Annotated in this window: 11 protein-coding genes; 8 read left to right on the forward strand and 3 right to left on the reverse strand. The window is 53.1% G+C overall.

Annotated elements, in window-relative coordinates:
• Positions 1-398 precede the first annotated feature (398 nt).
• From trxB to infA, 5 genes are all read left to right on the forward strand, one after another.
• Positions 399-1,367 carry a thioredoxin-disulfide reductase gene (gene trxB / locus EAH77_RS02480; RefSeq protein ID WP_140470206.1) on the forward strand — a complete coding sequence of 323 codons (969 nt, stop codon included), beginning with the start codon at positions 399-401 and terminating at the stop codon, positions 1,365-1,367.
• Positions 1,368-1,664: 297 nt separating this feature from the next.
• On the forward strand, positions 1,665-3,431 hold the full coding sequence (gene cydD / locus EAH77_RS02485) for a heme ABC transporter permease/ATP-binding protein CydD (protein ID WP_140470207.1): 1,767 nt from the start codon (positions 1,665-1,667) through the stop codon (positions 3,429-3,431).
• A gap of 2 nt (positions 3,432-3,433) precedes the next feature.
• Entirely contained in the window at positions 3,434-5,155 is a 1,722-nt protein-coding gene (gene cydC, locus EAH77_RS02490; RefSeq protein WP_140470208.1) for a heme ABC transporter ATP-binding protein/permease CydC, read from the forward strand.
• Between the two features lie 31 nt (positions 5,156-5,186).
• Positions 5,187-5,921: a leucyl/phenylalanyl-tRNA--protein transferase gene (gene aat, locus EAH77_RS02495; RefSeq protein ID WP_140470209.1), complete on the forward strand. Its 735-nt coding sequence runs from the start codon at positions 5,187-5,189 to the stop codon at positions 5,919-5,921.
• A gap of 93 nt (positions 5,922-6,014) precedes the next feature.
• The gene (gene infA / locus EAH77_RS02500) at positions 6,015-6,233 is read left to right on the forward strand and encodes a translation initiation factor IF-1 (protein ID WP_002211347.1); all 219 of its coding nucleotides are present in this window, start codon (positions 6,015-6,017) and stop codon (positions 6,231-6,233) included.
• A gap of 220 nt (positions 6,234-6,453) precedes the next feature.
• Here the strand turns inward: infA and clpA are convergent, their stop codons facing one another.
• Together clpA and clpS are read right to left on the reverse strand one after the other, a co-directional pair.
• A complete protein-coding gene (clpA, locus tag EAH77_RS02505; protein WP_140470210.1) occupies positions 6,454-8,733 on the reverse strand; it encodes an ATP-dependent Clp protease ATP-binding subunit ClpA in 2,280 nt (759 codons plus the stop codon).
• A gap of 27 nt (positions 8,734-8,760) precedes the next feature.
• A complete protein-coding gene (gene clpS, locus EAH77_RS02510) occupies positions 8,761-9,081 on the reverse strand; it encodes an ATP-dependent Clp protease adapter ClpS (RefSeq protein WP_140470211.1) in 321 nt (106 codons plus the stop codon).
• 388 nt (positions 9,082-9,469) lie between these two features.
• Here clpS and cspD point away from each other — a divergent pair, with 388 nt between their 5' ends.
• Both cspD and EAH77_RS02520 read left to right on the forward strand, forming a co-directional pair.
• A complete protein-coding gene (gene cspD, locus EAH77_RS02515; RefSeq protein WP_140470212.1) occupies positions 9,470-9,703 on the forward strand; it encodes a cold shock-like protein CspD in 234 nt (77 codons plus the stop codon).
• 318 nt (positions 9,704-10,021) lie between these two features.
• Positions 10,022-10,972 (forward strand): VirK/YbjX family protein, encoded by a 951-nt coding sequence (locus tag EAH77_RS02520; RefSeq protein WP_140470213.1) that lies wholly within the window; start codon positions 10,022-10,024, stop codon positions 10,970-10,972.
• Between the two features lie 25 nt (positions 10,973-10,997).
• Here the strand turns inward: EAH77_RS02520 and EAH77_RS02525 are convergent, their stop codons facing one another.
• The gene (locus tag EAH77_RS02525; protein WP_140470214.1) at positions 10,998-12,731 is read right to left on the reverse strand and encodes an ATP-dependent nuclease; all 1,734 of its coding nucleotides are present in this window, start codon (positions 12,729-12,731) and stop codon (positions 10,998-11,000) included.
• A gap of 168 nt (positions 12,732-12,899) precedes the next feature.
• Here EAH77_RS02525 and EAH77_RS02530 point away from each other — a divergent pair, with 168 nt between their 5' ends.
• On the forward strand, positions 12,900-13,799 hold the full coding sequence (locus EAH77_RS02530; RefSeq protein WP_140470215.1) for a lysine exporter LysO family protein: 900 nt from the start codon (positions 12,900-12,902) through the stop codon (positions 13,797-13,799).
• Positions 13,800-13,953 lie beyond the last annotated feature (154 nt).

Raw genomic sequence — 13,953 nt, forward strand, 5'->3', positions numbered from 1 at the left:
AATGCACAGCGGATTGTCAAAGTAAAAGAAGCAAAATCAGAAGAACGTGCCAGATTGAAATGACACGACGTCCTTTTTAGCTATCTGCCCTGACCGACAACAACAAAACAATTCGATAGCTTTTCCACGATAAACCCTGCAAGAAGACAGGATTTAGCTTGAAAACGTCACATTGTGATGGACCAAATAAACCCGAACTTATGACCCAGCCCAAATTTATTTCTCAATCCTTCAATCAGTTACCCAACTAAAAGCCTGACTGCGGTTCTGTTCTACGCGGGTTTAACAGTAAAAACTATCAGACAAATCGCTAACAACATCTGAGTTTACTTTTTTTACGGCGCGCTTTTCCCTACAATCGATTCATTGCTAGTCCCCATCACGGAGATGAATTGCTCATGAGTACGGTTAAACACAGTAAGTTATTGATTTTAGGCTCAGGTCCTGCCGGTTATACCGCAGCGGTTTATGCTGCCCGCGCCAACCTGAACCCGGTGCTGATCACTGGCATGGAAAAAGGCGGTCAGTTGACCACCACGACGGAAGTTGAAAACTGGCCGGGTGACCCGGAAGGTTTGACGGGGCCAGGCCTGATGGATCGCATGCACGAGCATGCGGCAAAATTTAATACCGAAATCATCATTGACCATATTCACAAAGTTGATTTGCAGCATCGTCCTTTCCGCCTGTTTGGCGATAGCGAAGAGTACACCTGTGATGCCCTGATCATCGCCACCGGCGCTTCTGCACGTTATATCGGTTTGCCCTCTGAGGAGGCTTTCAAGGGCAAAGGCGTTTCTGCCTGTGCGACCTGCGACGGCTTCTTCTACCGTAACCAGAAAGTTGCCGTGGTCGGCGGGGGTAATACGGCCGTGGAAGAGGCACTCTATCTGGCCAACATCGCCGAAGAAGTTCACCTGATCCACCGTCGTGACAGCTTCCGTGCAGAGAAAATCCTTATTGACCGCCTGAACGAGAAAGCCAAAAACGGCAACATCGTGCTGCACACCCATAAAACGCTGGATGAAGTTCTTGGCGACCAGATGGGCGTCACCGGCGCAAATCTGCGTGATGCGCGTACTGATGAGTTGGAGAAACTTGACGTTGCCGGTGTATTTATCGCCATCGGCCACAGCCCGAACACCGCGATTTTTGACGGCCAACTGGCGCTCGAAAACGGCTATATCAAAGTTCAGTCAGGCATTCACGGCAACGCCACTCAGACCAGTATTCCAGGCGTTTTTGCTGCGGGTGATGTCATGGACCACATCTACCGCCAGGCCATCACGTCGGCCGGTACCGGTTGTATGGCCGCGCTGGATGCAGAACGTTATCTGGATGGTCTGGTTAAACCTGCTGCGGTTTAAACATTTCTGCGACAACAGTATGTTGTATGCCCTATAGGGCGGCTGAATGGCCGCCTTATTTTTTATAAAAATAGATAATGTTTTCAGTCTTACTTTGAACATGTAACATGAGCTGGCTTTCGACTTAGCTCGGAACGCAACGGTTGATAGCGCCGTCACTGCGGCGCTTTTTTGGATCATGCGACCTGCTATCGGGCTTCTTCAGCGTCCTCCTGATTTCCCCGCCAAGCCGCATGTCACTCTATGCAGAAATATCCACACAGTGATTTCTGTATTGCTGCGCAGACTGATTGCCTGATGAATAAAACTCGACAACAAGAACTGATCCGTTGGTTAAAACAACAAAGCACTCGCGCTAAAGGCTGGGTACGCCTGTCGATGATGCTCGGTTTACTCTCCGGTTTATTGATCCTGGCTCAGGCCTGGTTGATGGCAGGATTACTGCACAGCCTGATCATTCAACACACGCCACGCGAGGCCCTACTGCAAAGTTTCCTGTTGCTGGCGTTGACGTTTATTGTACGTGCGGTGGTGACCTGGTTACGTGAGCAGGTAGGTTTTATCTGTGGAAAAGTGATCCGCCAGGAGATGCGAAAACAGGTACTCGACCGGCTGACGACGCTTGGCCCCGCTTGGATCCAGGGCAAACCGGCAGGAAGCTGGGCCACTATCATTCTTGAACAGATCGAAGACATGCAGGACTATTACGCGCGCTATCTGCCGCAAGTCGCCCTGGCGGGGATCATCCCGCTGCTGATTCTGGTCAGTATCTTTCCGGTCAACTGGGCAGCAGGCATGATCCTGTTGGTCACCGCGCCCCTGATCCCCCTATTTATGGCGCTGGTAGGTATGGGCGCTGCGGATGCCAACCGCCGTAACTTCACTGCCCTCGCCCGCCTGAGCGGTAACTTCCTCGACAGCCTGCGCGGCCTCGACACCCTACGCCTGTTCCACCGCGCACAGGCCGAAACAGACCAGATCACCCGCTCGACCGAGAAATTCCGCGCCAGAACGATGGACGTGCTGCGTCTGGCATTCTTATCTTCCGCCGTGCTCGAATTCTTCGCTTCTCTTTCCATCGCCGTTGTTGCGGTCTATTTTGGCTTCTCATATCTGGGTGAACTGAATTTTGGCAGCTACGGCACACCGGTCACCTTGTTCGCCGGGTTCCTGGTGTTGATTCTGGCACCCGAGTTTTTCCAGCCACTGCGCGACCTTGGCGCGTTTTACCACGCTAAAGCCCAGGCCGTCGGTGCGGCAGAAAGCCTGCTGACGTTTCTTACTGCAGAGGCCGAAAGTCAGGGGGAAGGGACGCATAGCTGGGAAAGTACACTGCCGGTATCGCTGGCGGCCAGTGAGTGGGTAGTCCGCTCACCGGAGGGCAAAACGTTAGCTGGCCCGCTCAATTTTAATCTGTCAGCAGGAACGCGCGTGGCCATCGTTGGCCTGAGCGGAGCGGGGAAAAGCTCCCTGCTCAATGCACTGCTTGGCTTTTTGCCCTACCAGGGTTCGCTTCAGGCTAATGGCCTTGAATTGCGAGATATCCGCAGCAGCGAATGGCGCAAGCAGCTTAGCTGGGTGGGTCAGAACCCCCATCTTCCAGAGCAATCACTGCGCGCTAATATCCTGTTGAATCAGCCTGATGCCAGCGAAAACCAACTCCAGTCTGCAATAGAACGTGCCTATGTCAGTGAGTTTTTAGCCTTGCTACCGCAAGGTCTGGATACCGAACTGGGCGACAGTGCCGCACGCCTGTCTGTTGGCCAGGCTCAGCGCGTTGCCGTGGCACGCGCACTGCTCTCGCCCTGCCAGCTATTGTTGCTGGACGAACCGACGGCCAGCCTCGATGCACACAGTGAAAAGCGCGTGATGCATGCGCTGAGTGAGGCCTCTACGTCGCAAACTACCCTGCTAGTCACGCATCAGTTAGAAGATACCGAACATTACGATGTGATCTGGGTGATGGATAAAGGCCAACTCATCGAACAAGGCAGCTATCAGCAATTAGTGGCGCAAAACGGCGCATTCTCCCGTTTGCTGGCCCAGCGCAGTCAGGAGCTGTAACCATGAAAATTCTACTGCCTTACCTCGCGCTGTACCGCCGCCACTGGCTGCGGCTGTCATTGGGGATTATTCTGGCGATTGTCACCCTGCTTGCAAGCATCGGATTGCTGACGCTTTCCGGTTGGTTCCTGGCCGCTTCGGCGGTGGCAGGTTTAGCCGGGTTGTACACCTTCAACTATATGTTACCTGCCGCAGGCGTGCGCGGTGCGGCCATTCTCCGCACTGCCGGGCGTTATGCTGAACGGCTGGTTAGTCATGACGCAACCTTCCGCGTACTGGCGCATTTGCGCGTATTCACTTTCACCAAAATCATGCCGCTGTCACCCGGTGGCATCGCCCGTTTTCGTCAGGCCGATTTACTCAACCGCCTGGTGGCGGATGTCGATACGCTTGACCACCTCTATCTGCGCGTTATCTCTCCGCTAGTCAGCGCACTGGTCATTATTCTGGTCGTCACTTGCGGACTGAGTTTTTTAGATCTCAATCTGGCGCTGACACTGGGCGCCATTATGATGGCGCTGATGCTGTTGTTGCCGGTGATTTTCTACCGCGCCGGGCAGCCGATTGGCAGTGAACTGACCAGCCTGCGCGGCGCTTACCGCACGCAATTGAATGCCTGGTTACAAGGCCAGTCTGAACTGGTGATATTTGGCGCTGAAGCACGTTTTCGCCAAACGCTGGATGTTATAGAACGCAGTTGGATGTCTCGCCAGCAACAGCAGGCCAAACTTGCAGGCTTGTCACTGGCAATGATCATTGCATGCGCGGGGCTGACCGTGACACTGATGTTGTGGCTGGCTGCGGGCGGATTTAGCACTCTCGCCCAGCCCGGTGCACTGATCGCCCTGTTCGTCTTCACACCGCTGGCTGCCTTTGAGTCACTTGGCCCGGTCGCGGCCGCGTTTCAGCATCTGGGACAGGTCATGGCTAGCGCCAACCGTGTCAGTCAGGTGATCGAACAGCAACCGCTGGTCACCTTCCCGAAGCAGGGTGCTTCAGCACAACAGCAGGCCGCCCTGCACATTGAAGACCTGAATTTCACCTATCCAGGACAGCCGTTGCCGGTACTTAAAAATATTGTGTTGAATATCCATGCGGGTGAGCACGTGGCTTTGCTCGGCCAGACCGGCTGCGGTAAATCCACACTGCTGCAACTGATTACCCGGGCGTGGGATGCCGACAGCGGCAATTTAAAACTCAACGGCGCACCGCTGGCCAACTATGCTGAATCAACCCTGCGCCAGATGATGACCGTGGTCAGCCAACGGGTACATATTTTCAATAATACGCTGCGTGAAAACCTGCTCATGGCCTCGCCTCACAGCAGTGATGCAGAGCTCGCGAGCTCGCTGGAAGCGGTTGATTTACATGCCCTGCTCGAAGGCGAAGGGCTAAACGCCTGGCTGGGAGAAGGCGGCAGGCAGCTTTCTGGCGGCGAACAGCGCCGACTCGGGCTCGCGCGCGGTTTATTGCACAACGCGCCGCTGTGGCTGCTGGATGAACCGACAGAGGGGCTGGATGCCGAAACCGAGCGTCATATTCTGGCGTTACTGCGCAAGCACTGCCATAACCGGACATTGATACTGGTGACTCACCGTCTGTACGGCCTTGAAAATATGCACAAGATTTGCGTAATGGAAGAGGGTCACATTGTTGAGCAAGGCGATCACCAGACCCTGATGACCCTGGCTGGCCGCTATGCCCGTTTTCGCGCACGTGGTTAATCAAATCTCTTAATGATGAGTAAGGTCTCCGATGCAGCTAGTTAAACTTGAGGCGAATTCATTCAATTTCCCTGACCCTGAAACGGCCTTGCAGGAGCCTAATGGGCTACTGGCGCTGGGTGGGGATTTAACGCTGCCGCGCCTGCTTTCTGCTTATCATCAGGGTGTTTTTCCGTGGTTCGACCCCGGCGAGATGATCCTGTGGTGGTCGCCAGACCCCCGTGCCGTGTTATTCCCGTCCGAACGGCACGTTAGCCGCAGCCTGCGACGTTTCATGCGTCAGGAGCCTTACCGGTTCACTCTGAACCGCGCGTTCAGTGACGTGGTCAATGCCTGCGCCCAGCAGCGTGAAGAAGGTACCTGGATTGGCCCGCTGGTAAAACGTGGCTATCAGGAACTGCATGATGCGGGACACGCACATTCGGTGGAAGTGTGGTCCGGGGATGCGCTGGTCGGCGGGATGTACGGAGTAAACGTTGGCGGCCTGTTCTGCGGTGAGTCGATGTTCACCCGTCAGATAAACGCCTCAAAATGCGCAGTGATGATCTTTTGCCAACATTTTACCCGCTATGGCGGAGAACTGATTGACTGTCAGGTGCTCAACCCTCACACTGCGTCGCTGGGTGCGAGAGAGATCCCCCGCCGCCAATTTTTGCAGCTGCTTTCCCGGCTTTCACAGCATCAATTACCGCCGGAATGCTGGCTGCCCCAAGACTTATCCCCACGTTATGAAGACCTGCCGATAGTCCCGAAGGATAGGGAATAGATGCGATCGTGGTCCATATATCTTTACATAATGTGGGTTTTTCGGCATTATCTTGCCGGTTAAAAACTATGGTAGTTAGACCTAGAGGATTCGATGGCCAAAGAAGACAATATTGAAATGCAGGGCACCGTACTTGATACGCTGCCAAACACTATGTTCCGCGTTGAGTTAGAAAACGGTCACGTAGTCACTGCACACATCTCCGGTAAAATGCGTAAGAACTACATCCGCATCCTGACGGGCGACAAAGTCACTGTAGAGCTGACCCCGTACGACCTGAGCAAAGGCCGCATTGTCTTCCGTAGCCGCTAATAAGCGGTTTACTCATCGCTGATTTTTCTGGCGATACCTGAGGATACCCTTTTCGCCCTTCCTGCTATTGCAAGGGCGTTTTGTGGTATCCGCAATTCGGCTTTTATTCAGCGAGTCCCTGCTTTAGATTCTCTGTAAATTCCCGGTTTTATCTAACAGCAGGCATAAAAAAAGGCGATGAATTCATCGCCTTTTTCACTTTTACGCTCTCTGCTGCCGCTTAATGCACGGCACCTTCGGCTTTTTTCTTCTGCGCACTCATAAAATGGTACGTCAGTTTGTCAGTACTCTTATCGAGCGCAACGGAAACTGAACCGCCGTCAACCAGCGAACCAAACAGCAATTCGTTAGCCAATGGTTTCTTCAGGTTCTCCTGCACGGCACGCGTCATTGGACGTGCGCCCATGGCCTTGTCGTAACCTTTAACGGTTAACCAGTTGCGGGCTTCGTCACTGACTTCCAGCGAAACGCCCTTCGCATCCAGCTGCGCCTGCAGTTCCACAATGAACTTGTCAACCACCTGCTGAATCACTTCAGTGGACAGATGGTTGAACCAGATCACGTTATCCAGGCGGTTACGGAACTCTGGCGTAAAGACTTTCTTGATCTCATCCATCGCATCCGGGCTGTTATCCTGATGCACCAGACCAATCGACTTACGTTCAGTTTCACGCACGCCGGCGTTGGTGGTCATCACCAGAATGACGTTGCGGAAGTCCGCTTTGCGGCCGTTGTTATCGGTCAGCGTACCGTTGTCCATCACCTGCAACAGCAGGTTGAAGACGTCCGGGTGCGCTTTCTCGATTTCATCGAGCAGTACAACAGAGTGCGGATGCTTCAGCACAGCGTCAGTCAGCAAACCACCCTGATCAAAGCCGACATAGCCTGGAGGTGCACCAATCAAACGGCTGACGGTGTGACGCTCCATATATTCGGACATATCAAAACGCAGCAGTTCGATATCCAGCGCTTTTGCCAGTTGCACCGTGACTTCAGTTTTACCCACACCGGTAGGACCGGCGAACAGGAAGGAACCAACAGGCTTGTGATCCTGCCCCAAACCGGCGCGGCTCATTTTGATCGCCTCGGTCAGCGCTTCAATCGCCGGATCCTGCCCGAACACCAGCATTCTCAGGCGATCGCTAAGGTTCTTCAGCACATCACGGTCGGTAGAAGAGACGGTTTTTTCCGGAATACGCGCAATACGCGCAACCACGCTCTCAATGTCGCTGACGTTAACGGTTTTCTTGCGTTTGCTGACCGGCATCAACCGGCTGCGGGCACCCGCTTCATCAATAACATCGATAGCTTTATCCGGCAGATGGCGGTCATTGATGTATTTGACCGACAGCTCAACCGCCGCACGCACTGCTTTCGCGGTATAACGTACATCATGGTGCGCTTCGTATTTGGTTTTCAGACCGTTGATGATCTGCACGGTTTCTTCGACTGAAGGCTCAGTGATGTCAATCTTCTGGAAGCGACGTGCCAAAGCACGATCTTTTTCGAAGATGTTGCTGAATTCCTGATAGGTCGTCGAACCGATAACACGGATTTTACCGCTCGATAACAATGGTTTAATCAGGTTTGCTGCATCCACTTGCCCGCCAGACGCCGCACCCGCACCGATGATGGTATGGATCTCATCGATAAACAGAATGCTGTTCTTGTCTTGCTCAAGTTGTTTAAGCAGCGATTTGAAACGTTTTTCGAAATCGCCACGGTATTTGGTGCCAGCCAGCAGTGAACCGATATCCAGAGAATAGAGGGTGCAGTCGGCAATCACTTCCGGCACATCGCCCTGCTCGATTCTCCATGCCAGACCTTCGGCAATGGCGGTTTTACCCACACCGGACTCGCCCACCAACAATGGGTTGTTTTTACGACGACGACAAAGCACCTGAATCGCACGCTCAAGCTCTTTGTCACGGCCAATCAACGGGTCGATCCCTCCCACACGCGCCAACTGGTTAAGATTTGTGGTGAAGTTCTCCATACGATCTTCCCCCGCCGACTGCTCTTCGTTAACTGGGTTTTCTGCATTGTTTGGCGTCTGGCCCGGTTCGTCTTTACGCGTACCGTGAGAGATGAAGTTGACCACATCAAGGCGGCTGACGTCATGTTTGCGCAGCAGATACGCGGCCTGGGATTCCTGCTCGCTGAAGATGGCGACCAGAACGTTTGCGCCAGACACTTCACTACGGCCGGAAGATTGAACGTGGAATACCGCACGCTGCAACACGCGCTGGAAACTCAGCGTAGGCTGGGTGTCACGTTCTTCTTCACTGGCAGGTAAGGTGGGCGTGGTTTGTTCGATGAACGCTTCCAGCTCCTGGCGTAACGCCACCAGGTCAACGGTACAAGCTTCAAGCGCTTCACGGGCTGCAGGGTTGCTGAGCAACGCCAGCAGCAGGTGCTCCACGGTCATAAACTCATGCCGGTGCTCACGGGCTCTTGCGAAAGCCATGTTGAGACTGAGTTCAAGTTCTTGATTGAGCATAGGCACCTCCCAAATAGATTGCCTTAATCAGGCTTTTTCCAGCGTACACAGCAACGGATGCTCATTCTCCTTGGCGTACTCATTTACGTGTGCGACCTTGGTTTCAGCGACTTCCGCAGTGTAAACACCACAGATAGCTTTGCCTTTATAGTGCACCTGGAGCATCAGTTGCGTTGCACGTTCAATATCATAAGAAAAGAACTTTTGCAGAACGTCAATCACAAATTCCATTGGAGTGTAATCGTCGTTGTTTAATATAACTTTATACATAGATGGCGGTTTTACCTCATCCTTTAACTTATCCGCCGCTAAATGTTCGAAATTCAGCCAGTCTTGATTCTTACCCATTGCCTGTCCATCACCTTCTGAGGGGCTATTGTGACCAAAATGACAAGGACACCTGTGGTGTTTTGTCTTTAGTCATAACGTTTATCATTCATTTTACCATTTCTTACACCATCATGCCCCAGCACATAAACCTCTCTTTGTTATCGGCGACACTGTTTAAATAATGACCTAATTATTTCAATAGCGTTACCTGCTTCAAAGTTTGGTTATCTGCCCCAAGCCGACAAATGCCGTTCCCTTGACGTCCGGATCAATTCCACTAGAGTGTAATTTCGTGGGCTGAATACCTATCAGAAACGCCTGCATTCAGCGACGTACGGGCATTCGTGCTCACCAGCTGGCTTAATCTTTTCAACTCACCCAATAGTCATGAGAGGGAAGTAGAAGCATGGAGACGGGTACTGTTAAATGGTTCAATAATGCTAAGGGCTTTGGCTTCATTTGCCCCGTTAATGGTGGTGAAGACATCTTTGCGCATTACTCTACAATCCAAATGGAGGGTTATCGCACCCTCAAAGCCGGACAACAAGTCAGCTTCGATGTTCATGAAGGGCCAAAAGGAAATCATGCCAGCCTCATCATCCCAGTGGAAAGTGAAGCGGTTGCCGAACCAGCTGCATAACGCTTATCGTCATACCCTCTTGCTAAAGATTCTTTTCCAAATGCCGGTCTTACATTGACTGGCATTTTTATTTATGGGGGAGAATTGCCTGGGCTTCAAGTCCTGAGGCGGAAAAAGGCACTTATTTGTCAGGTTTAGCGGAGGAAAATTGGCGCACAACGCTACCTTCATTGATATCTGCTCATCCAAAATAAACAGAATCCAAACAATTGTAAGGATTTCTACACCACCAAATCACCGTTGCATTTTGGTTTATTAACCACCTGTTCAAATAGTCTCATTCGGCCTCTCAGGCCCGTGATGAACAGGTACTTAACAATGACAACCCTCGTTTACCCTTTCGAAACCGATAAAAAACTGTCTGGTTTACAACTGCTGTCAGCGCTGGTTTTACATCGACTGGTGCCCGGCAGCGCATGGAACCGAACCCGCTACCGCATAAAGTTTTTGCTGCGCACGCTGTGTTCGCCGCGTCTGACGCTAAGCTTACTCGGCTACGTGGCTCAGCACCCGCAGCGTGATGAGATCCTGCATGCCATGCCACCACTGCCCTGCAAACTGCACCGAGTCTATCAATCCGTGAACGTCAGCCGCGAGACGGCGCTGAACAATATTATCGCGCATTATGAGCACCTGACGTCACACGTGCCACCGGCGATAAACCATGCACTCCTGGCGGAAAAGCCTCTGTACATCGCCAGCCTGGAAGGCAAAGAGGGGCAACACTTTAGAATTCGGTTCAACGCCCTCCCCCGGCAGGACAAAGAGGGTGAAGTCTCTTTGGTGTTCACCAATGAAACCGACGAGCCTGTTGCCACGGTGACCTTCTCGTTGATTAATTACCTGGGCCAACCCACGCTGTTCATCGGGGCGATTCAGGGACCTAGAGCCTATGTTGACCATGCTGAAATCCAGCGCGTCACCAAAGCCTGCCACGGGTTGTTTCCGAAACGGCTGATCATGGAAGCGGTAATGCTGGTCGCCGAATTGACCCAAATGACGCAGATCGTGGCCGTAAGCAATGACACCCATATTTATGGGCACCCGCGTTACAAAAAACGTAAGGGCATGATCTTTGCCGATTACGACAACTTCTGGGAAACCCTGAACGGCACACGGAGCAAAGAGGGTTATTACCACCTGCCGCGCCAAATTTCCCACCGCCCGCTGGAAGAGATCGCCAGCAAGCGCCGTTCAGAATATCGCCGTCGTTACCTGCTGCTCGACGAGTTGGAAAAACAGATCCGTCAGGCCTTTTCGCAGAGATAATCGAAAGAAGCTACGCCAACGCGACTTAGTCCGCACGCCCGCGTGCCAGCCATGCTACCCGAGAAAACATCTGCTTCAGCAAAGGCGGCACAGAGCTGACGCCGCGCTGAGACGCCGCCAGAGCCACATCAATCGCCAGGTCCGGTTTTGAAGTACGGTGGATGGCCTTATCGATGATCCGGCGCGGTGACATCGGTACGTTTTCCGGTAACGCCGCGTGCCGACGGTATACCTCTTCAAAACCACCGCGATACAGGAAATGTTCAATGTCCTGCGTAGGCAACGCTGTCAGGCGGTAACGCAACGTGTCGTCATGAGCTTCAACGTTGCTTATTACCGTGGCGGCATATTTCTTGCCCGCGTCGTCCCCGTCCACTAACACATGCCATTCGATCCCCATCTGTCTGGCAAAACGCAATAACGGCTTCAGCCCGGATTGGGCAAATTCAATCACCTTGATCCCTTCCGACTCAAAATGATAACCGCACAGCCGCGCCAACTGGTTCAGGAGCCACACCTCGGTTTCTCCTTCCACCAGCAACCAGCAGCGGGCAAAAAGGGACGAGGGCCGGTTGAAGCGGATATGAAAAGCAATCCGGCGGCTGTCTTCTGCACTTAGCCCCTGTGGTCCGATGCTGTACGCCGCCACCCGCCCCGATTCGCGCACCAGTCTGCAGATCTGCTCGACCGGCACCAACGACAACAATTCGCCGGAATTGGTGGTGGTAATGCGTTGCAGAGGCAACTGGTCAAGAAGTCCCCAGGCCACCGACAGCATGATCGGATGCAAACGGGTTTCAGGGTCTTCTATCAATAATAGCGGACGAGCATCAGGATGCAGTAGCACAGAGCCTTTCGCCTGCAACAATGTCGAGAACATCCCCAGCAACATGACCCGCATACTGCGGCTATTGGGTTCGGCAATCATCCGGTTGATATTACCCAGTGACCGCCACGCCCGGCGGCTCTCTGCCCTGCCGTATCGCTTTTGCTGCCACGACACACTGTTGTTGGTTCCCTGCTCGGCAAAATAGTGCTCGAGCAGTTGCTGCATGGCCGCCAGTCCGCTGCGCAACTCACTGTTAGTCAGATTCTGTGGATTGTGGATCAGGCCACGCGTCAGCTCGTCCAGCTCTTTGGCCATCTGTTCGTTATTTTTTGCCAAACGCGGTGCCAGCGTTTCACTGCGTAACCGACGGATGAAACGCGCATCGCGCAAGCGTAAAACGGGGTTGAGGGTGATAAGCGCCTGAGCCAGAGGATCGATAGTTTGCAGATTCAACATCTGCCCATTGGCGGAGAGAAAGCTGCGCAGCGTCAGTACGCTGCCATCGTCATCCAGTTCGCCTTCAAGGCGGTAATAAATCCGCGTTAGCTTATCGGGGCATTTCACCCATAAAGGAGAGAGCGGATTAAAGCGGGGCGAAGTGTGATGTCCTGCCTGATTTTCACAGAACGTAAATACCACGTGCAGGTATTTGGTTTTTTCCTGCTGCTCTCCCGCCGGGAAGTAAAAATCCTCTTCTTTAAAGCAGTAAAGCTCCGGCTGCGGTGAGAGTAATAGCGTCAGGGCATCCAGCAAACTGGATTTACCCCAGGCATTTTCACCAATCAGTACGGTATTGGTGGTGACCGAAGAAACGCTGTCTTCGTTGAGCGGGCCGGTGATAGATGCCCCCCGCCGCACGGGTTGCGTCAGCGTCAGTGAAAGCCGGTTAAGACCGCGAAATCCTGCAATGTCGATATGTTCCAGATACATCAGACCGCTCCCCTGTGCTTTCCTCTGATATGAGCATGGCGGTAAAAACGCTTATCGGTCAAGCACTCTGCAAGCAGCCTGCGTGTTTAAGCGACTTTACAGTTCGATAACTTTTGGTTAGCGTGTGGACCGCCCATTCAGGATTTTTATCTTATACGGATTCATCTCATGTACTCAGGTTTGTTGATCATTCTTCTGCCGCTGATCATCGGCTATCTCATCCCGATAAAACAGAGAGCACTTCTTCATATCATCAACCGGTTACTGAGCTGGATGGTGTATGTGATCTTGTTCATTATGGGGATCAGCCTGGCATTTCTGGACAATCTGAGCACCAACTTAGTGCTGATATTCAAATACGCCGCCGTCTGTTTTCTGTGTATTTTCATCATCAACTTTGCGACCCTGTGGCTGCTCGAACGCCGCAAGCCCTGGAAAACCACTCATAAGCAGGAATCCCTGCCGTCACGTCTGAACATGGCGCTGGACTCGCTGAAGTTATGTGGCGTAGTTGTGGCCGGTTTCCTGCTCGGGCTGACCCAATGGCACTGGCTGACCTTTGCGTCTCAGGCCAGCGAAGCTGCGCTGATTTTCCTGCTGGCGCTGGTGGGCATGCAGTTACGTAATAGCAGCATGACGCTGCGCCAGATCATCCTCAATCGTCGCGGTATGCTGGTGGCCTCGGTCGTGGCGGTCAGCTCACTGCTTGGCGGCGCGCTGGCGGCCGTGATGCTCGGCTTACCCGTTAAAACCGGCCTGGCGATGGCCTCCGGTTATGGCTGGTACTCCCTTTCCGGTATCGTGCTGACGGACTCCTTCGGGCCGGTGGTCGGCAGTGCCGCATTCTTTAACGATCTGGCCCGCGAACTGGTCGCCATCATGCTCATCCCGACCTTAGTGCGCACCAGCCGTTCGTCTGCACTGGGTCTGTGTGGTGCGACCTCTATGGACTTCACTCTGCCGGTATTGCAGCGCAGCGGCGGTCTGGACATGGTGCCGCCTGCCGTGGTGCACGGTTTCCTGCTGAGCCTGCTGGCACCGGTCCTGATGGCCTTCTTCTCTGCCTGATTCTCCCCCTGCTGGTCTGCGGACCGGCAGTTTTCAGCCCGCCGAATACTTGCGTTAAATCAACTCTCTCGCACATATTCCAAAAAGCGCTTCAATTTTTGCCTCATCAGTTCTAGGCTCATTTTAAAACACGCATTTAAAATGCAACTTATAA

This window comes from Ewingella americana (genome assembly GCF_006438725.1).
Classification (GTDB): Bacteria; Pseudomonadota; Gammaproteobacteria; order Enterobacterales; family Enterobacteriaceae; genus Ewingella; species Ewingella americana_A.